13 protein-coding genes are annotated in these 20,124 nt (G+C 70.0%); 4 read left to right on the forward strand and 9 right to left on the reverse strand.

Annotation, left to right across the window (positions count from 1 at the left end; translation table 11 throughout):
- Nucleotides 1–82: 82 nt before the first annotated feature.
- On the forward strand, nucleotides 83–5,995 hold the full coding sequence (gene uvrA / locus ACKI2N_RS03485; protein ID WP_420994635.1) for an excinuclease ABC subunit UvrA: 5,913 nt from the start codon (nucleotides 83–85) through the stop codon (nucleotides 5,993–5,995).
- Between the two features lie 281 nt (nucleotides 5,996–6,276).
- Nucleotides 6,277–6,600 carry a hypothetical protein gene (locus ACKI2N_RS03490; RefSeq protein ID WP_420994636.1) on the forward strand — a complete coding sequence of 108 codons (324 nt, stop codon included), beginning with the start codon at nucleotides 6,277–6,279 and terminating at the stop codon, nucleotides 6,598–6,600.
- A gap of 15 nt (nucleotides 6,601–6,615) precedes the next feature.
- Here the strand turns inward: ACKI2N_RS03490 and ACKI2N_RS03495 are convergent, their stop codons facing one another.
- The 3 genes from ACKI2N_RS03495 to ACKI2N_RS03505 all read right to left on the reverse strand — a co-directional run bounded on the left by ACKI2N_RS03495 (nucleotide 6,616) and on the right by ACKI2N_RS03505 (nucleotide 9,736).
- The gene (locus ACKI2N_RS03495; protein WP_420994637.1) at nucleotides 6,616–7,335 is read right to left on the reverse strand and encodes a GntR family transcriptional regulator; all 720 of its coding nucleotides are present in this window, start codon (nucleotides 7,333–7,335) and stop codon (nucleotides 6,616–6,618) included.
- A 134-nt stretch (nucleotides 7,336–7,469) separates the two neighbouring features.
- On the reverse strand, nucleotides 7,470–8,204 hold the full coding sequence (locus ACKI2N_RS03500) for an aspartate/glutamate racemase family protein (protein WP_420994638.1): 735 nt from the start codon (nucleotides 8,202–8,204) through the stop codon (nucleotides 7,470–7,472).
- 20 nt (nucleotides 8,205–8,224) lie between these two features.
- On the reverse strand, nucleotides 8,225–9,736 hold the full coding sequence (locus ACKI2N_RS03505) for an NCS1 family nucleobase:cation symporter-1 (protein WP_420994639.1): 1,512 nt from the start codon (nucleotides 9,734–9,736) through the stop codon (nucleotides 8,225–8,227).
- A 306-nt stretch (nucleotides 9,737–10,042) separates the two neighbouring features.
- Between ACKI2N_RS03505 and ACKI2N_RS03510 the strand changes: the two genes are divergently transcribed.
- Complete coding sequence (locus ACKI2N_RS03510) at nucleotides 10,043–11,245, forward strand: pyridoxal phosphate-dependent aminotransferase (protein WP_420994640.1); 1,203 nt, start codon at nucleotides 10,043–10,045, stop codon at nucleotides 11,243–11,245.
- On the opposite strand, the gene ACKI2N_RS03515 is transcribed toward ACKI2N_RS03510, so the two are convergent.
- The 5 genes from ACKI2N_RS03515 to ACKI2N_RS03535 are packed head-to-tail and all read right to left on the reverse strand — an operon-like array spanning nucleotide 11,222 to nucleotide 16,598.
- Nucleotides 11,222–12,751: an efflux transporter outer membrane subunit gene (locus ACKI2N_RS03515; RefSeq protein WP_420994641.1), complete on the reverse strand. Its 1,530-nt coding sequence runs from the start codon at nucleotides 12,749–12,751 to the stop codon at nucleotides 11,222–11,224. The two genes, ACKI2N_RS03510 and ACKI2N_RS03515, sit on opposite strands and share 24 nt — an antisense overlap.
- Before the next feature lie 11 nt (nucleotides 12,752–12,762).
- Entirely contained in the window at nucleotides 12,763–13,920 is a 1,158-nt protein-coding gene (locus tag ACKI2N_RS03520) for an ABC transporter permease (protein ID WP_420994642.1), read from the reverse strand.
- Nucleotides 13,917–14,897, reverse strand: coding sequence for an ABC transporter ATP-binding protein (locus ACKI2N_RS03525; protein WP_420994643.1), 981 nt, complete (start codon nucleotides 14,895–14,897; stop codon nucleotides 13,917–13,919). The genes ACKI2N_RS03520 and ACKI2N_RS03525 overlap by 4 nt, the downstream gene beginning before the upstream one ends.
- The gene (locus ACKI2N_RS03530) at nucleotides 14,894–15,886 is read right to left on the reverse strand and encodes an HlyD family secretion protein (RefSeq protein ID WP_420994644.1); all 993 of its coding nucleotides are present in this window, start codon (nucleotides 15,884–15,886) and stop codon (nucleotides 14,894–14,896) included. The genes ACKI2N_RS03525 and ACKI2N_RS03530 overlap by 4 nt, the downstream gene beginning before the upstream one ends.
- Before the next feature lie 28 nt (nucleotides 15,887–15,914).
- Nucleotides 15,915–16,598: a TetR/AcrR family transcriptional regulator gene (locus ACKI2N_RS03535; protein ID WP_420994645.1), complete on the reverse strand. Its 684-nt coding sequence runs from the start codon at nucleotides 16,596–16,598 to the stop codon at nucleotides 15,915–15,917.
- Nucleotides 16,599–16,828: 230 nt separating this feature from the next.
- Here ACKI2N_RS03535 and ACKI2N_RS03540 point away from each other — a divergent pair, with 230 nt between their 5' ends.
- Nucleotides 16,829–18,244 (forward strand): carbohydrate porin, encoded by a 1,416-nt coding sequence (locus ACKI2N_RS03540; RefSeq protein WP_420994646.1) that lies wholly within the window; start codon nucleotides 16,829–16,831, stop codon nucleotides 18,242–18,244.
- 1,005 nt (nucleotides 18,245–19,249) lie between these two features.
- On the opposite strand, the gene queF is transcribed toward ACKI2N_RS03540, so the two are convergent.
- Nucleotides 19,250–20,083 carry an NADPH-dependent 7-cyano-7-deazaguanine reductase QueF gene (queF, locus tag ACKI2N_RS03545; protein ID WP_426990418.1) on the reverse strand — a complete coding sequence of 278 codons (834 nt, stop codon included), beginning with the start codon at nucleotides 20,081–20,083 and terminating at the stop codon, nucleotides 19,250–19,252.
- Nucleotides 20,084–20,124 lie beyond the last annotated feature (41 nt).

Consider the following 20,124-nt stretch of genomic DNA (forward strand, 5'->3'; position numbering starts at 1 on the left):
GGCGGCACCCGCCCGGGCGGCCGGATCCTCCGCCGCGCGCCGGCGGGCCCGCAGCAAGCCGCAAGTCAAAAGGACGCAATCCATGTCATCCGGTGTCATCCGCATCCGCGGAGCCCGTCAGCACAATCTCAAGAATCTCGACCTCGACCTGCACACCGGCGAAATGACCGTGGTGACGGGGCCGTCGGGGTCGGGCAAGTCGAGCCTGGTGTTCGACACGCTCTATGCCGAAGGCCAGCGCCGCTACGTCGAGACCTTCAGCGCCTACGCGCGCCAGTTCCTCGACCGCATGGACCGGCCGCAGGTGGACCGCGTGGACGGCGTGCCGCCGGCCATCGCCATCGACCAGACCAACCCGGTGCGCAGCTCGCGCTCCACGGTCGGCACCATGACCGAGCTCAACGACCACCTCAAGCTGCTCTACGCGCGCGCGGCCGAGCTGTTCGACCGCAAGACCGCGCGGCCGGTGCGCCACGATTCGCCCGAGACGATCTACGCCGAACTGCAGGCGCGCGCCGCGCAGGACGACCCGCGCCTGGTGGTGACCTTCCCGGTGGAGCTGCCCGAGACCACCACCGAGGCCGAGATCGAGCAATGGCTGTCGGTCAGCGGCTACACGCGCGTGCAGGCGCAGCGCGTGGTGGAGTCGCCCACCGGCCCGCGCAAGGTGCTCGACGTGGTGGCCGACCGCTTCCGCCTGGGCAACACGGAAAAAGTGCGCGCGCTCGAGGCCATCGAGGCCTCGCTCAAGCGCGGCGGCGGCCGCGTCAACGTCTATGTGCTCGACGCCGGCGGCGGCGACACCGCCGCCGAGCCGCAGGTGTGGCGCTTCTCCACCGGCCTGCACAGCCCCGAGAGCGACATCCGCTACGCCGATCCGCAGCCCGCGCTGTTCTCGTTCAACTCCGCCTACGGCGCCTGCGAGGCGTGCCGCGGCTTCGGCCGCGTGATCGGCGTCGACCTCGGGCTGGTGATCCCGGACGAGCGCAAGAGCCTGCGCGACGGCGCCATCAAGCCGATGCAGACGCCGGCCTGGAAGGAATGCCAGGACGACCTGATGCGTTACGCCGCGAAGGCCGGCATCCCGCGCGACGTGCCGTGGTCCAGCCTGATCGCGGCCGAGCGCGCCTGGGTCATCGACGGCTCGCCGGACTGGAACGGCAAGTGGAACACGCACTGGTACGGCGTCAAGCGCTTCTTCGACTACCTCGAGTCGAAGGCCTACAAGATGCATATCCGCGTGCTGCTGTCGAAGTACCGCAGCTACACCCCGTGCGAGACCTGCGGCGGCGCGCGCCTGAAGACCGAGGCGCTGCTGTGGCGCCTGGGCAGCAAGGCCGGCGCCGATGCCGTGTGCGAGCCGGCGCGGCGCTTCCTGCCGCGCGGCGTCGACTGGGACCGCGCCCGGCTCGAAGCGATGCCGGGCCTGACCGTGCACGACCTGATGCTGATGCCGATCGAGCGCATCCGCCAGTTCTTCGACGAACTCACGCTGCCGAGCCTGATGCTCGACGACGCGCTCAAGCTGCTGCTGGCCGAGGTGCGCACGCGCCTGAAATACCTGTGCGACGTGGGCCTGGGCTACCTCACGCTGGACCGCCAGAGCCGCACGCTGTCGGGCGGCGAGGTGCAGCGCATCAACCTGACCACGGCGCTGGGCACCTCGCTGGTGAAGACGCTGTTCGTGCTGGACGAGCCCAGCATCGGCCTGCACCCGCGCGACCTCAACCGCATCGTCGAGGCCATGCGGCGCCTGCGCGACGCCGGCAACACGCTGGTGGTGGTGGAGCACGACCCGTCGGTGATGCTGGCGGCCGACCGCCTGATCGACATGGGCCCCGGGCCCGGCGAGCGCGGCGGCAACATCATCTATGACGGCACGCCGGGCGACATCCGCGCCTCCGGCACGCTGACCGGCGAATACCTCGCCGGGCGCCGCCAGGTGACCGACCTGTCCGCCTGGGCGCCACGCCCGGTGGACGCCGCCACGCCGCGCATCGTGCTGGAAGGCGCCACCGAGCACAACCTGCGCGACGTCACCGTGGAGATCCCGCTGCAGCGCCTGGTGTGCGTGACCGGCGTGTCCGGCTCGGGCAAGTCCACGCTGCTGCAGGACGTGCTGTATCCGGCCATGGCGCGCCACTTCGGCAAGTCCACCGACGCGCCGGGCGCGTTCCGCCGCCTGGCCGGCGCCGAACAGGTCAGCGACGTGGTCTTCGTCGACCAGTCGCCGATCGGCAAGACCGCGCGCTCCAACCCGGCCAGCTACGTCGGCGCGTTCGACGAGATCCGCAAGCTGTTCGCCAAGGCGCCGATGGCGCTGCAGCGCAGCTATACCGCCGGCATGTTCAGCTTCAACTCCGGCGACGGGCGCTGCCCCACCTGCGGCGGCTCCGGCTTCGAGCACGTCGAGATGCAGTTCCTCTCCGACGTCTACCTGCGCTGCCCCGACTGCGACGGGCGCCGCTACCGCGCCGAGATCCTCGAGGTGAAGATCGAGCGCGCGCTGCCGGGCCAGCCACCGCGCCCGCTCAGCGTGGCCGACGTGCTGGAGCTGACCGTGAGCGAGGCGGTGGCGTACTTCGCCGGCGACGCCGCGGTGCTGCGCGTGCTGCAGCCCATCGTCGACGTGGGCCTGGAATACGTCAAGCTGGGCCAGCCGGTGCCCACGCTGTCGGGCGGCGAGGCGCAGCGCCTCAAGCTGGCCGGCTACCTGGCCGAGACCGCGCAGGGCGGCATGGCGTCGCGCAACAAGCCGCTGCCGCACGAAGGCCGGCTGTTCATGTTCGACGAGCCCACCACCGGCCTGCACTTCGACGACATCGCCAAGCTGATGCGCGCGTTCGGCAAGCTGCTCGACGGCGGCCATTCGCTGATCGTGATCGAGCACAACCTCGACGTGGTGCGCGCCGCCGACTGGATCATCGACCTCGGCCCCGAAGGCGGCGACGCCGGCGGCGAGGTGCTGTGCGTGGGCACGCCGCGGGACGTGCGCGGCTGCGCCGCGTCCCATACCGGCCAGGCGCTGCTGCACTACGACCGCGCCATCGGCCACGCCTTCGCTCTGGACGACGAAGGCGTGCCGCTGCAGGCCGCGCTGCGCGCCGCGCGCGAGCGCCGCGCGGTGGAGGGCGTGGACGTGGTGCGCATCGTCAACGCGCACGAGCACAACCTCAAGGCGCTCAACGTCGACATCCCGCACGGCAAGTTCAACGTGGTCACGGGCGTGTCCGGCTCGGGCAAGTCCACGCTGGCCTTCGACATCCTGTTCCACGAAGGGCAGCGCCGCTATCTCGAATCGCTCAACGCCTACGCGCGCTCCATCGTGCAGCCGGCGGGCCGGCCCGAGGTGGACGCGGTGTACGGCATCCCGCCCACGGTGGCGATCGAGCAGCGCCTGTCGCGCGGCGGGCGCAAGAGCACGGTGGCCACCACCTCCGAGGTCTGGCACTTCCTGCGCCTGATGTACGTGAAGCTGGGCATCCAGCACTGCATCCACGACGGCACGCCGGTCACCTCGCAAAGCCCCGAGTCCATCGCCGCGCAACTGCTGCGCGACTACAAGGGCCAGCACGTGGGTTTGCTGGCGCCGCTGGTGGTCAACCGCAAGGGCGTCTACACCGACCTCGCCAAGTGGGCCAAGGCGCGCGGCAATACGCACCTGCGCGTGGATGGCGAATTCCTGCCGGTCGATCCGTGGCCGCGCCTGGACCGCTTCCGCGAGCACACCATCGAGCTGCCGGTGGGCGACCTCAAGGTGTCGGCCGAGAACGAGGCCGCGCTGCGCGCGCTGCTCGGCCAGGCGCTCGAAGCCGGCAAGGGCGTGATGCACCTGCTGGCGCCGCTCGACGGGCTGGACCATGCGATGGGCAACGGCGGCACGCGCGGCATCGGCGCCACCACGGTGTTCTCCACCAAGCGCGCCTGCCCGGTCTGCAGCACCAGCTATCCGGAGCTCGACCCGCGCCTGTTCTCGTACAACAGCAAGCACGGCTGGTGCCCGAGCTGCGTCGGCACCGGCCTCACGCTCACGCGCGAGCAGCGCGCGGCCTTCGACGACACCGTGATGGCCGACGACAACCGCGGCCGCGAGCAGACCCTGCCGTCCGAGCAGCAGGAGCCCGACGACGTGGCCGACCTGCCGTGCCCCGACTGCGGCGGCACGCGCCTGAACCCGGTGGCGCGCGCGGTCACGTTCGACGCGCACGCCATTACCGACGTGGCGCAGTGGACCGTGTCCGACACCCACCGCTGGGTGCAGAAGCTGCGCCTGGCCGGGCGCGACGCCGAGATCGCGCGCGACGTGGTCAGCGAGATCCGCAGCCGCCTGCAGTTCCTCGAGGAAGTGGGCCTGGGCTACCTCAGCCTGGACCGCGCCGCGCCCAGCCTCTCGGGCGGCGAGGCGCAGCGCATCCGCCTGGCCGCGCAGCTCGGCAGCAACCTGCAGGGCGTGTGCTACGTGCTCGACGAGCCGACCATCGGCCTGCATCCGCGCGACAACCAGATCCTGCTCGACGCGCTGCGCAAGCTCGGCGAGAAGGGCAACACGCTGGTGGTGGTGGAGCACGACGAAGACACCATCCGCCGCGCCGACCACATCATCGACATCGGCCCCGGCGCCGGCAAGCGCGGCGGCACGCTGGTGGCGCAGGGCGGGGTGGCGGCGCTGTCGGCCAGCCCCGACTCGCTGACCGGCCAGTTCCTCGCGCACCCGATCCTGCACCCGCTGCAGCCGCGCCGCGCGGTGCGGCCCGCAGGCAAGGGCCGCGAGGCGGTGCCGGCGCAATGGCTGACCGTGCACGGCGCTTCGCTGCACAATCTGCGCGGCGTCACCGCCGCCATCCCGCTCGGGCGGCTGGTGGCGATCACCGGCGTGTCCGGCTCGGGCAAGTCCACGCTGGCGCGCGACGTGCTGATGACCAACCTGCTCGACGCGGTGGGCCGCTCGGTGATGTCGTCGCCGGCCACGCGCCGCGCGCGCAAGGCGGCCGGCGCCGACGCGGCCAGCGCCGCGCGCACGCGCAGCGCGGCGCGCGCCGAGCCGCGCCGCAAGCCCGACGTCACGCACGACTGGCAGGGCTGCGACGCCGTCACCGGCTTCGAGAGCATCGACCGCGTGCTGGAAGTGGACCAGACCCCGATCGGCAAGACGCCGCGCTCGTGCCCGGCCACCTACATCGGCGTGTGGGACACCATCCGCAAGCTGTTCGCGCAGACGCTGGAGGCCAAGGCGCGCGGCTACTCCGCCTCGCGCTTCTCGTTCAACACCGGCGACGGCCGCTGCCCGGCCTGCGAAGGCCAGGGCGTGCGCACCATCGGCATGAGCTTCCTGCCCGACGTGAAGGTGCCGTGCGACGTCTGCCACGGCCAGCGCTTCAACCCGGAAACGCTGGCGGTGACGTGGCGCGGCAAGAACATCGGCGACGTGCTGACCATGGAGATCGACGAGGCGGTGGAGTTCTTCGCCGCCATGTCCAACATCGCCCACCCGCTGCAACTGATGAAGGACGTGGGCCTGGGCTACCTCACGCTGGGCCAGCCGTCGCCCACGCTGTCGGGCGGCGAGGCGCAGCGCATCAAGCTGGTGACCGAGCTGTCCAAGGTGCGCGACGACATCACGCGGCGCGGGCAGCAGGCGCCGCACACGCTGTACGTGCTGGACGAGCCCACCGTGGGGCTGCACATGGCCGACGTGGCCAAGCTGATCCGCGTGCTGCACCGGCTGGCCGACGGCGGCCACAGCGTGGTGGTGATCGAGCATGACCTCGACGTGATCGCCGAGGCCGACTGGATCATCGATCTCGGGCCGGAAGGCGGGGTGGCCGGCGGCGCCATCGTCGCCGCGACCGATCCGGAAGGGCTGGTGAAGGTCAGGGCCAGCCATACCGGCGCGGCGCTGGCGCCCGTGCTCGCGCGCGGGAAGGCGCCGGCCGCCGCGCCGGCGGCCGGCACGGATGGCGGCGAGCCCAAGCGCCGCGCGGTCGCGCTCGAGTAGGAAGCCGTTTCGAAAAGATCCTGGCGTCGTCGCGGGGCGCGGCAGGTACTGCTTGTGCTGTCCGCGGCCCCGCGCCGGGCCAGGACCGCTTCGCTTCATCTTGAAACCACCTCCAGGGCTCCGAGGCCGCTTGCCGGGGGCGGGGACGCGGCCGGTGCCCGGCGCGGCCCGCCCGCCGGCAATATGCCCCGGCCGGCCGCCATCTGAGACAATGGCGGCTTCAGCAACTGCGATGACGGCGCCAGCCGCTGGCCAGCCCCGTGCCGCGCCGCCGTGTGACAGTGATCTCCAGACCCCTTATCTTCCTTCTCGTGGCGCTATCCGCCGGCATGGCCGCCCAGGCCGCGCCGGCGGCGCCGCCGTCCCCGTCCGCCGCCAGCGATGCCCGCGCGGCAGGGCAGGCCGCGCCGCGCGCCGGCGGCAATGCAGCCGCTTCGCCGGCCGCCCAGCAGGCCGCTCAGCAGGCCACGCCGCCTGTCTCGCAAGGCAGCCGCGACCAGTACGCGCTGCGCCCCGAGCGCGAGGCGCAGCCGCGCAGCAGCTTCGGCCTGCGCATGAAACCGGGCTGGGTGCAGCCCGGCGACGGGGATACGGGCGGGCGGTAGGCCCCCCCCGGGCGCTCAGCCGCGCGCGAAGATGCTGTGGAAGTCGGGCGTGCCGCTGGCCTGCGCGGTGAGGTCGAGCGAGGCCTCGATGTGTTCCAGGTGCTCGGTCATCAGTTCGGCGGCGCGCCGCGCGTCGCGCTTTTCGATGGCGTCGATCAGTTCGCGGTGCTCGTGCTCGGGACAGGCCGGGGCGCCCGGGCGGTCGTAGAGCGTGATGATCAGGCAGGTCAGCGAGACCATCTCGCGGATCAGCTTCTCCAGGATCGCGTTGCCGGCGATCTCGGCCAGCAGGATGTGGAATTCGCCGGACAGGCGGATCATGGCGGCGCGGTCGCCGCGGCTGCGCGCGCTGTCTTCCTCCTGCGCGTGGCGGCGCAGGCTGCGGATGCGGGCCGGCGTGGCCTGGCGCGCGAGCACGCCGGCCAGTTCCGGCTCCACCACGCGGCGCGCCTGGAACACCTGGCGCGCCTCGTCCACCGTGGGGTTGGCGATGAAGGCGCCGCGGTTGGGCACCAGCGTCACCAGCTTCTCGTGCGCGAGCCGCGCGAATACCTGGCGGATGCGCGCGCGGCTCGCGCCGGTGACTTCGCACAGGCGCTCCTCCACCAGCTTGGTGCCCGCCAGCAGGCGATGCTCCATGATCGCGGTGAGCAGGTGGAGGTAGATGGTCTCGACGGCCGAGGCCTCGCCGGTTTCGGCCGCCTCGGCCGCCTCCGTGGCGGTATCGCCGGCCACGGCCTTTTCCTTTTCCTTCGGTTTCGCTCTGCTTCTGCTGGTTGCCATCTGGGTACGCATGGTCGGCTTGCCGCCGAGATTGGCGACGAAATTCCCGCATATCGTACACAAGTTGGCCGGGGCCGGCTGCGGCGTCAGTTGAGCGCGAACGGCGCCAGCATGCCGGCGTAGGCCTTGGGCAGCGGGCGCGCCCAGTCTCCGCGCTTGCTGGTGCCCAGCCCGATCGAGACCAGCCCTTCGGCCATCTTCACCGCCGCGCTGACCCCGTCGATCACCGGCGCGCCGATGGCCTCGGCGATTTCCTCGCACAGGTCGGCCATGCCGGCGCAGCCCAGCACGATGCAGTCGCTGCCGTCGCGCGCCAGCGCGCGGCGGCACGCCTCGGCGACGATGCGGCGCGCGTCCGAGCCGGGCCGCTCCAGGTCCAGCACCGGCAGGTCGCAGGCGTGCACGTCGCGGCAGAAGCGCTTCATGCCGTAGCGCTCGGCCAGGTGCCAGGCGATGTTGCAGGTGCGCGCCAGCGTGGTCACCACGCTGAAGCTGGTGCCGACCATGCTGGCCATGTGCATGGCCGCCTCGGCCACCCCGATCACCGGGCCGCGCGCGACCTCGCGCGCCGCGTACAGGCCCGGGTCGCCGAAGCAGGCGATCACGTAGCCGTCGGTGCCGTCCTGCTCGCCGGCCAGGATCTCGTCGAGGATGCCCGGCACCGACAGCGCTTCGTCATAGTGGCTTTCGATCGAGGCCGGCCCCATGCGCGGGCTGACCGCGGCGATACGCGTGCCGGGCGCGGCCACGGCGGCGGCGCACTGCCCGATCTTGTCGGTCATGCTCTGGGTGGTGTTGGGGTTGATGATCTTGAGCTTCATGGCGAGTCTTGTTCTGCGGTTCAGGAAGGGTTGGCAAGGTGGGCCGGCATCAGGCGCGGCGCCAGCAGGCGGTACAGCAGCAGGGCCATGCCCATGCCGATGAACCAGCTGTAGTTGGCCAGCAGCTGCCACGCCGGCACCACCACGCACAGGATCGGGATCAGCGCGGACGGCACCATGGCCAGCACGGCGGCCGGGTTGTAGCCCTTGCGGTACCAGTAGCGGCCCTGCGGGCTCATGGTGTAGAGATCGTCCACCACCACTTGCTGCCGGCGCACCAGGTAGTAGTCGGCGATCAGGATGCCGAACAGCGGGCCGATGAAGGCGCCCAGGATGTCCAGCGTGTAGTGGATGACCTGCGGGTTGTTGTAGAGATTCCACGGCGTGATGAAGATCGACGCCACCGCCGCGATCATGCCGCCGGTGCGCCAGCTGATGTGCCGGGGCGAGACGTTGGAGAAGTCGAACGCCGGCGAGACGAAGTTGGCCACGATGTTGATGCCGATGGTGGCGGTCATGAAGGTGAACGCGCCCAGCAGCATGGCGAAGGTGCTGTCGATGTGGCTGACGGTTTCCACCGGGTCGGTGATGAGCTTGCCGAACACCGGCAGCGTGGCCGAGGTGGTGATCACCGTCAGCAGCGAGAAGCCGAGGAAGTTGACCGGCAGGCCCCAGAAGTTGCCGCGCCGCACGGAGCGGAAATCCTTCGCATAGCGCGAGAAGTCGCCGAAGTTCAGCATCGGGCCGGAGAAGTAGGACACCACCAGCGCGATCGCCGTGAGCATCACCGGCACCGCGTCCCAGCCGGTGTACTTGAGAAAGCTCAGCGTGAAGTTGACGTTCTCCCAGCCGGCCTTCCGCACCAGCCAGATGGCCAGCGCGATCATCACCACGTAGACCGCCGGGCCGGCCCAGTCGATGAACTTGCGGATGGTCTCCATGCCGTTCCAGAACACCAGCGCCTGCAGCACCCACAGCGTCATGAACGCGCACCAGCCCAGCGCGGACAGCCCGGCGAAACCGTGCAGCCCGGCATCCGCGTAGGGCGCCAGCGCCGGGAAGAAATGCAGCGCCAGCACCAGGAACGCGCTCGACGCGAGATAGGTCTGGATGCCGTACCACGCCACCGCGATCAGCCCGCGGATCACCGCCGGGATATTGGCGCCCAGCACGCCGAACGAGGCGCGGCAGATCACCGGGTAGGGCGTGCCGGTGGCCTGGCTGGGCTTGGCCACCAGGTTGCAGAAGAACTGCACGATCACGATGCCCACCAGCAGCGACACCAGCACCTGCCAGCTGGACAGGCCCAGCGCGAACAGGCTGCCGGCGGTGATGTAGCCGCCCACGCTGTGCACGTCGGACATCCAGAACGCGAAGATGTTGTAGGTGCCCCAGGTCTGCTTGCGCAGCGGGGCGAGGTCCTCGTTGGTCAGCCGCTCGTCGTAGCCGGGCTTGATGAGGGCGTTGCCGTGCGCGTGGCCGGCGGCCTGGGCAGCGTCGGGCGGCGCGGTGGGGGTGGCGGTCGCTTGCATCGTGGGTTTCTCCTGGTGGCGGGTGCCGGCCGTGGTGCCGCCCGCAGCCTGCCGCTATATTGAAAACAAGATTGTCTACAAAATTTACTGATGTTGTAGACGAATTTGTAGGCGATGCGGCCCGGGGAGTCAATGTGGACGGGATCGGGACAATCCCTAGGCCGGGAGGGTTGGGAAGGGGCCGGGTGGCGCGGGAATTGCCCGGCGCCCCGGGCCGGCGCCGCTACCGGGGACGCCCGCTTTGCGTTACGCTTGCCCGGTCCGCCGCCGCGCGGCCCGGATTCCCCTCACCACCAAGGAGTGCAGATGTCCACCAGCCAGCCCGGCCCGGCGGCCCGTTTCGCCAGCCCAGCCGCCGCCCGCGCCGCCGTCCATGACCTGCGCGCCTCGCGCATCCGCGAGGTGGCCAATGCCGGCATCGGCCTGCCCGACGTGCTGCCGTTCTGGTTCGGCGAGTCCGACCAGGTCACGCCCGCCTTCATCCGCGACGCCGCCAGCCGCGCGCTGGCCGGCGGCGCCACCTTCTACACCCACAACCTCGGCATCGCGCCGCTGCGCGAGGCGCTGGCCGGCTACGTGAGCGCGCTGCACGGCGCCACCGCGACGGACAACGTGGCGGTCACCAGCGCCGGCGTCAACGCGCTGATGCTGGCCGCGCAGCTGGTGGCCGGCCCCGGCGACCGCGCCGTCGCCGTCACGCCGCTGTGGCCCAACCTGGTGGAGATTCCCAAGATCCTCGGCGCCGAGGTGCAGACCGTCTCGCTCGACTACGGCGCCCACGGCTGGACGCTCGACCTGGACAAGCTGCTGGCCGCGCTCACGCCGGGCACGCGGCTGCTGATGATCAACTCGCCCAACAACCCGACCGGCTGGGTGATGTCGCGCGCGGACCAGCAGGCCGTGCTCGACCACTGCCGCCGGCATGGCATCTGGATCGTCGCGGACGAGGTCTACGAACGCCTCTACTACGGCGCCGGCGAGTCCGGCGTGGCGCCGTCCTTTCTCGACATCGCCGGCCGCGACGAGCGCGTGATCTGCGTGAACTCGTTCTCGAAGGCGTGGCTGATGACGGGCTGGCGGCTGGGCTGGATGGTGCTGCCAGCGGCGCTCGCCGGCGATCTCGGCAAGCTGATCGAGTACAACACCTCGTGCGCGCCGTCCTTCGTGCAGGAGGCGGGCATCGTGGCGGTGCGCGAGGGCGAGGCCTTCACGCGCGAGCTGGTCGGCAAGCTGCGCGCGGCGCGCGACCACCTCGTCGGCGCGCTGTCGGCGGTGCCGGGCGTGGACGTGCATGCGCCGCAAGGCGCGATGTACGTGTTCTTCCGGCTCGAAGGCGCGCGCGACAGCCTGGCGCTGTGCAAGCAACTGGTGCGCGAGGCGCATCTCGGCCTCGCGCCCGGCAGCGCGTTCGGCGACGAAGGCGAGGGCTTCGTGCGCTGGTGCTACGCCTGCGACACCGCCCGCCTGGACGAAGGCGCGCGGCGGCTACGGGCGTTCCTGGGCCGCTGAGGCGAGGCCGCCGCCGGTGGCTTGCGGCGCGGCGGCTTCCCGCTCCTGCCACCAGCCGCCGCCGAGCGCCTGCAGCAGCGCCGCCGAGTCGGCAAACCGGCTCGCGCGCGCCTGCGCCAGCGCCAGCCGCGCCTGCCGGTCCCGCCGCTCGGCATCGAGCACCGCCAGCTGGCTGGCGCCGCCGAGGCGGTACTGTTCCCTGACCACCGCGAGCGTGGCGCCGGCCTGGCGCGCGCTGTCCGCGCGCGCCTGCAACGTGCCGGCGTCGGCTTCGAGCGCGCGCAGCGTGTCGGCCACTTCGCGCAGGCCGGTCAGCACGGCCTGCCGGTAGGCGGCCAGCGATTGCTCGTACGCCGCCTCGGCCGAGCGCTTGCGCGCCATCAGCTCGCCGCCGCGGAACACCGGCTGCACGATGCCGGCGGCCAGCGACCACACGTTGAAGCTGTCGAACAGGTCGCGCGTGGACATGGCCTGGGTGCCGGCGCTGCCGCTGAGCGTGAGCTGCGGATAGAGCTGCGCGGTGGCCACGCCGATATTGGCCGAGGCCTGGTGCAGCAGCGCCTCGGCCGCGCGGATGTCGGGCCGGCGCTGCGCCAGCGCGGACGGCAGGGCCAGCGGCAGCGTGTCGGGCAGCGTCAGGTCTTCCAGGCGGAATTCCGGCAGCCCGGCGCTGGCCGGCGGCTGGCCCGCGTACACCGCGAGCTGGTGGCGCGTGGCGGCGAGCTGCTGGACCAGTCCCGGCAGCAGCGCCTGGCTCTGCGCCAGCTCGCCGCGCTGGCGCTGCACGTCGACGGCGGCCACGCCGCCGGCCTGGTAGCGCTGCTGCGTGATGGCGAGCTGCTGCTCCCCGGCCTGCACGATGGCCTCGGTGTCGGCGATCTGCGCGCGCAGGCCGGCCTCGCGGATGGCCGCGGTGGCCACGTTGCCGGCCAATGCCAGGCGCGCCGCCTCCAGCTCGAAGCGCTGGTAGTCCACCGCCGCGCGCAGGCCTTCGAGCTCGCGCCGCGCGCCGCCGAACAGGTCGAGCGTGTAGGAGACCTCCACGCTGGCGCCGTACAGCGTGAACGGGCCCGGGCTGGGAAACGCGGTGATGCCGACCGTGGCGAGGTCGACCTGCTCGCGCGTGGCGTTGAGCCTGGCGTCCACGCGCGGCAGCAGCAGCGCGCCGGTGCCGGCGGACAGGTCCTGGCGCGCCTGCTCCAGCCGCGCGCGCGCCTGCGCCAGCGTGGGGCTGGCTTCCAGCGCGGCGCGGATGGCGCGCTCCAGCGCCGGGCTGCGGAACAGGGTCCACCACTGCGCGGGCACGTCGGCGCCGGCCACCAGTTCCTGCGCCTGGCCGTCCGGCGCGTCGGCCGCGCCGGTGCGCCGCGGCTGCGTGCCGGCGGTGTAGGTGTCGCCGTCCGGCGCGGGCGGCACCGCGAAATCGGGGCCGGCGGCGCAGCCGCCGAGCGCGAGGGCGAGCGCGGCGGGCAGCATGGAGACGAGCAGACGCGGCGAGGCTGGCATGGCCGGCTCCCTTAGTCGAGTGTGCGGCGGTAGAAACGCACCGCGATGGCCATCACCACGGCGGTAAACAGCAGCAGCGGCCACACGTCGGGCCACAGCTCGGCCCAGCCGTTGCCCTTGAGCAGGATGCCGCGGATCATGCGGTTGAAGTAGGTCAGCGGCAGCACGCTGCCGATGCCCTGCGCCCAGCCCGGCATGCCCTGGAACGGGAACATGAAGCCCGACAGCAGGATGCCCGGCAGGAAATAGAAGAAGGTCAGCTGCACCGCCTGCAACTGGTTCTGCGCCAGCGACGACAGCGTAATGCCGACCGTCAGGTTGGCGGCGATGAACAGCAGCGCCGCCAGGTAGACCGCCACCACCGAGCCGACGAACGGCACGTGGAAGATCCAGCGCGCCGCCAGCAGGATGATGGTGGACTGGATCAGGCCGATGAACACGTAGGGCACGATCTTGCCGGTGATCACCTCGAGCGGCCTGACCGGCGTGGCGAGCAGGTTTTCCATGGTGCCGCGCTCGCGTTCGCGCGTCATCGCCAGGCCGGTCATCATCACCATGGTCATGGTCAGGATCACGCCCATCAGGCCGGGGATGATGTTGTACGGCGTCAGGCCTTCCGGGTTGTAGAGGCGCTGCACCTGCACCTCGAACGGCGCCTTGCCGCCGGCCAGGTGCGCGAGCGCGCCCTGCAGGTCCTTGTCGGCCACCGAGTAGGCCAGCTGCGGCAGCGCGGCGATGGCCTGGCCGGTGGCGGACGGGTCGGTGGCGTCGGCCTCGACCAGCAGCGCCGGGCGCTCGCCGCGCAGCAGCCGCGCGGTGAAGTCGGCCGGGATGGTGAGCACGAACTGCACGTCGCCGCGGCGCAGCGCGGCGCGCCCGGCCGCTTCGTCGGGCAGGGTGCGGGTCACGCGGAAGTAGGTGGAAGCCTGCATGCCGGCCACGAACGAGCGCGTGAACTCGCTCTGGTCCGCCGCGATCACCGCGGTGGGAAGCTGGCGCGGGTCGGTATTGATGGCGAAGCCGAACAGCATCAGCTGGATGATGGGCAGGCCCACGATCATGCCGAAGGTGACGCGGTCGCGGCGCAGCTGCAGGAACTCCTTGATGACGATGCTCCACCAGCGCTGCAGCGAGAAGGCGAAGCGGCCGCCGTTGCCGTGGGCGCTCATCGGCGGGCCTCCTGGCCGGCGCGCATATTGTCCTCGGCGCGGCTCATCATGTGGATGAAGACGTCTTCCAGGCTGGTGTCGATGCGCTCCAGCCGGTGCTGCGCGCCCGCCACGCGGCGCAGCGTGGCTTCCAGCGCGGCCGCGTCGTGGCCGGTGACGTGCAGCGCGCTGCCGAACACCACCGTCTGTTCCACGCCGGGCGCGTCGCGCAGCTGGTCCGACAGCGCCGAGAGCCGTTCGCCCTGCACGCTCCAGGTGACCAGCTTCTGGCTGGCCACCACCTCGTCCGCGGTGCCCTGCGCCAGCAGCTTGCCGTAGGCGATATAGGCAAGCTTGTGGCAGCGCTCGGCCTCGTCCATGTAGTGCGTGCTGACCAGCACCGAGATGCCGCGCGCGGCGAGCTGGTGCAGTTGCGCCCAGAAATCGCGCCGCGCCTTGGGGTCGACGCCGGCGGTGGGCTCGTCGAGCAGCAGCAGTTGCGGCTCGTGCAGCAGGCAGGCGGCCAGCGCCAGGCGCTGCTTCCAGCCGCCCGAGAGCGAGCCGGCCAGCTGTTGCGCGCGGCTGGCCAGGCCGAGCTCCTCGAGCGCGCGGTCGACGGCTTCGCGCCGCTTCGGCATGCCGTACACGCGCGCGACGAAATCCAGGTTCTCGCGGATGGAGAGGTCGTCCCAGTAGGAGAACTTCTGCGTCATATAGCCCACCCGACGCTTGATCTGCGCGCTCTCGCGCAGGATGTCGTAGCCCAGGCAGGTGCCGCTGCCGCCGTCGGGCGTGAGCAGGCCGCACATCATGCGGATCGAGGTGGTCTTGCCGCTGCCGTTGGGGCCGAGGAAGCCGAAGATCTCGCCGCGCGTGACCTGCAGGCTGAGCTTGTCGACGACCACCTTGTCGCCGTAGCGCTTGCTGAGGTCGCGCACGTCGATGACCGGTCCGGCGTGGCCGCCGGCGCGCGCGGCCGGCGCGGAGGATGCGCTCATGGCCGCGCCACCTCGACCGGCTGGCCCGGGTGCAGCTTCGGCGCGTCGGCCGCGGCCGGGCGCGCCTCCACCAGGAACACCAGCTTGCCGCGCGTCTCGTTGCTGTAGATCACCGGTGGCGTGAACTCGGCCTGGCTGGAGATGTAGCTGACGGTGGCGTCGACCGGCGCGGCGCAGCCGTCGCAGCGCACGCGCACCGCCTGGCCGGCCCGCAAGGCGCCGACCACGGTTTCCGGCACGTAGAAGCGCACCTTCACGTTGCCCGGCGGCAGCATCCTGACCACCGGGCTGCCGGCCGGCACCCAGTCGCCCAGGCGGAACGGCGTGTCGTAGACCAGGCCGGCCTGGGCCGCGCTCACGGTCTTGCGCGAGAGTTTCCAGTCGGCCTGCGCGAGCGCGGCGCGCGCGGCGGCCACCTGGGCTTCCTGCGCGGCGCGCTGGGCGCTGCGGCCCGGCAGGCGCGCGACTTCCACGTCGCGCTGCAGCTCGCGCACGCGGGCCGCGTCGGCGGCGGCGCCGGCGCGGCTTTCCTCGAGCTGCGCCTGGGCGATGCCGCCGATGGCGAACTGCGCCTGGTCGCGCCGGTACTGCGCCGCGCTGCGCACCGCGCTGGCCTGCGCCTGCGCGAGCTGGGCGCGCGCGGCGTCCACTTCGGGCGGGCGCTTGCCGGTCTGCAGGTCGGCCGACTGCGACTCGGCCACGCGCAACTGCGCGGCGGCCTGCTGCTGCGCGGCGCGCTCGTCGTCGGCTTCCAGCGCGAACAGCGGCGCGCCGCCGGCGACCTGCTGGCCGCGCTGCACGGCAAGCTGGTCCAGCCGCCCGGCGAACGGCGAGGCCACGCTGACGAACTCGCCTTCCACATAGCCCTGCCACGAGGGCGGCGCGTCGTTGCCGCAGGCGCCGAGCAGCGCGGCGGCGCCTGCGCCGGCGCCGGACAGGGCCAGGGCGGCGGCGCGGCGAGAGAGTCGGGAGAGGCGGTAGCGATGCATGGGCGGCTCCGGGCGCATGGCTGGATTTTCAGGCGGAGGGGCTGGGCGGGACAGGCAGCGGCGACATCCCGTGCGCCAGCAGCGCGCCGACATGGCGCGCCAGCGCTTCGGCGTCGATCGCCTGCGCGCCGGGCAGGCGCCGCCAGATATGCGTGGTGGCCAGCGGCAGCAGCGCCAGGCCGATCAGCGACACCATCAGCAGCGCCGGCTCCACGCCCGGGTTGAGCTTGCCGGCCGCGCGCGCGGCGCTCAGGTGGGCGGTGACGAGGCCGGCGCGCCGCAGCGCGATCTTCTGCAGCACGCGCTCGTGCAGTTGTCCCTCCACGCTGACGATCTCGCGAATCCACAGCCCCGGGAACCACGGCGTGGCGGCGGCGGCGCGGATCAGCCGCGTGGCAATGCCCACCAGCATCGCGGTGGGGTCGTCCAGGTCCGCCAGCGCGGGCGCGAAGACCTGCTCCACCAGCGGCTGCAGGCGCTCGTCGACCACCGCGTCGAGCAACTGGTCGCGGTCGCGGAAGTAGTAGTGCACCAGCGCCGGCGTGACGCCGGCATGCGTGGCGATGGTCTTGATCGGCGTGGCGGCCACGCCGTGCTGCGCGAACAGGGCGGTGGCGGCGTCCAGCAGCTGCGCGCGCTGGCCGGCCGTGGCCGCCTTGCCGGCGGCGGGCCGGCCCGGGCGCCGGGGCGGGGAAGGGGTGTCTGCGGGCATGGACGGAGAGACGGCCGGAATGAAGGAAATATTAATTTTCGAATTAATTAATTCAAGGCCGGTTACAAAATGGCTGGAGCCGGGTCCGCGCCGCGCTTGTATTGTTGCAATGCAGCAATACAAGGTAGACATGTCATAAACGCTTGGCTATGCTTCGTCCCGCCAATTCGCCCGGCAGCGCCGTTGCTGCCGCCGGCCACGCCGCCGGTCATGCTTTCCCCGGATTTTTCATGCTGCTTCGCCGTCTCATTGCCGCCCCGGCGCGGCTCCGCTTGCCTGCCGCCTGCCGGCTGTCGGCCGCCGCCCTTTCGCTGCTGGCCTGCGCCGGCATGGCGCAGGCCCAGGACGCGGGCGCCGGCCAGGTGCCCGCCCCGATGCCGGCCTCGGGCAGCCTGGTGAACGAGGCCGACGCGCCATTTTCGTTCCACGGCCAGACCACCTATATCTGGCAGCGCAAGCCGGACTTCGGCGCGGCCTATTCGGGCGAGAACAGCCTGAGCACGCAGCGCGCCAAGAGCTATTCGTTCAGCACCACGCTCGACCTGGGCATCCGCCTGTGGCGCGGCGCGGAATTCCACTTCAACCCGGAAGTGACGCAGGGCGTGCCGTTCTCCGAACTGCACGGCCTGGGCGGGCTGCCCAACGGCGAGCTGGCCAAGGTATCGAGCACCAGCCCGGTGTTCTACCGCGCGCGCGCCTTCATCCGCCAGACCTGGGGCCTGGGCGGCGGCAGCGAGGACGTGGAGGCCGATTTCAACCAGTTCGCCGGCAGCGTCGACAAGCGCCGCGTGGTGCTGACCGCCGGCAACTTCGGCGCGCTCGACGTGTTCGACCAGAACGAATTCGGCTCCGACCCGCGCACCCAGTTCATGAACTGGTCGTTCCTCACCCACGGCTCGTTCGACTACCCGGCGGACGCGCGCGGCTACGACTGGGGCGTGGCGCTGGAATATATCGGCGACACCTGGTCGGCGCGCATCGGCCGCTTCCTGCAGCCGCTCGAATCCAACGGGCTGGAACTGGACACGCGCATGTTCCAGCACTACGGCGACATCCTCGAATTCGAGAAGCGCTACAGCATCGCCGGCCAGCCCGGCACGGCGCGGCTGCTGTTCTTCCGCAACAAGGCGCGCATGGGCGCGTTCAGCGACGCGCTGCAATTCGGCGCCGCCAACGGCACCACGCCGGACGTGGCCGACGTGCGCGAGGAACACGCCAAGATCGGCGTGGGACTCACCCTGCTGCAGCGGATCAACGATTCCCTGGGCGTGTTCGCGCGCGCCAACATGTCGGACGACAAGACCGAGACCTACGCCTTCACCGAAATCGGCCGCCAGGTATCGGCCGGCGGCATCCTCAACGGCAACGCCTGGGGCCGCCCGCGCGACGCGGTGGGGCTGGCGGTGGCAGTCAACATGCTGGGGCCGCGCCACCGGGCATACCTGGCGGCCGGCGGCCTCGGCGCGTTCCTCGGCGACGGCACGCTGCGCTACGGGCCGGAGCAGGTGCTGGAACTGTATTACAGTTTTCAGCCGGTGAAGTATTTGAGTATCAGCCCGGATTTTCAGTATATTCGGAATCCGGGGTATAACCGGGACCGGGGGCCGGTGAAGTTTTATGGGGTAAGGTTACATGGGGAGTTTTGATTTTCTTGATTTGTGATGGTTGAGGGGGGTGGATTGGGATTGATTGGTTTTTTTTGGCGTATTTAGAGTCTGCTTGTCTTTGTGGGCCTAGCGGCTTTGGCTTGGTAGCCCATTCGCACACATGTAAGTGTCACTTTTCTTTTCTCGAAAAGAAAAGTAACCAAAAGAAAGCGATTCTTGCAGAAGGCTGGGCGCTCAGACTTTAAATCTGATTTGGGTTTCGTGGTGGTCGCGACGGCTTCGATAAGACTGCTGACGCTACCGGTTTGCTCGCCTGCGGCGTCGCGGGTGGTGTTCGATTCGCGGTGAAGCTGCATGATGGCAGCGGCCCAGGTGGTTCAAGCTGCTGCCGCGACCGGAGCGGATGGGCACGTCATAGGCGCCGCGCTGGTTTCGTGGTGGGCGCGGTGGCCCCAGTTTGAACGTAGCCCCATACATCCGCGCTCCGGTCCACCACGCCCACCACGAAACCACGAGGATGCTACGCCGTGGCCGCCCAAGCCGGTAACGGCAGATGGCAGAACAAGCAGTGCGCCCGCCATCATAGGTCTGACCCCGAGACCACTGCCGTCAGCAAGATCGTGGCCGCTCGCACCGGTAACGGCAGGATGCCAGCAGAACCACCGTCCCCACCACGAAACCACCAACAACCAGAAACCCCAACGTTTCTGCCCCTGCCGGCCAGGCAGTCCGCTTTCTTTGCCTACTTTCTTTTCGGAAAAAAGAAAGTAGGTCGCTCCGGGGGAGCGAAAGCCTTTGACTTTGAAGTTAAGACTTTGAAGTTAAGACTTTGAAGTTAAGACTTTGAAGTTAAGACTTTGAAGTTAAGACTTTGAAGTTAAGACTTTGAAGTTAAGACTTTGAAGTTAAGACTTTGAAGTTAAGACTTTGAAGTTAAGACTTTGAAGTTAAGACTTTGAAGTTAAGACTTTGACTTTAAAGACTTTGAATTTAAAGATTTTGACTTTGAAGTTGACTTTAATCTTCCAAAAAAAATAAAAATCCCTACTGCCGAGCATTCCGCCGATTATCCGGCCACGCCGTATTATAATTAGTCCGAAACGGATTAATATCCAGCCCGCCGCGCCGCGTATACCTCGCATATACCGCCAGCTTCACCGGCCTGCACTCCCGCATCACGTCAGTAAAAATCCGCTCCACGCACTGCTCATGGAATTCATTATGGTTGCGGAAAGAAATCAGATACTTGAGCAGCCCTTCCTGGTTGATCGGCGCACCCACGTAGCGGATCTGCACGCTCCCCCAGTCCGGCTGGCCGGTCACCAGGCAATTCGACTTGAGCAGGTGCGACACCAGCGTCTCCTCGACCGGCGCCTCGTCCTGGTTCGCGTGCAGCAAGTGCGGCGCGGGTTCGTAGATGTCGGTCTCGATGTCGAGGCGGTCGAGCTGGATGCCGTCGAGTTCGCCCATCTTCTGGGTGCCGAGGTCGGCTTCGGTCACGAGGCGGACCTGCACGGTGCCGCCGGCGGCTTCGGACAGGTCGTGGTGCAGCAGTTGCTGCACGGCCTCGGGCGAGGCGATCTTGCTCTGGTTGAACGAGTTCAGGTAGAGCTTGAACGACTTGGACTCGACGATGTTGGGCGTGTCGGCGGGAATGATGAAGCTGGCCAGCGCGACCTGGGGCTTGCCTTTCAGGTTCAGCCACGACAATTCGTAGGCGTTCCAGATGTCCACGCCGAAGAAGGGCAGGGCGCGGCCTTCGGCCAGGCCGATCTCGGTGCGCTTGGGCTGGCGCGGGATCGGGAACAGCAGGCTGGGGTCGTATTCGGTCTTGTAGGCCGAGGGCTTGCCCAGCGGCGAGTGTTCGGGGAGGCTCATGGGGGCTCCGGGGGCATCGGGGTCTCCCCCTCCCTCTCCCG

It is taken from the genome of Cupriavidus sp. 30B13 (assembly GCF_049059565.2).
Taxonomy (GTDB): Bacteria; Pseudomonadota; Gammaproteobacteria; order Burkholderiales; family Burkholderiaceae; genus Cupriavidus.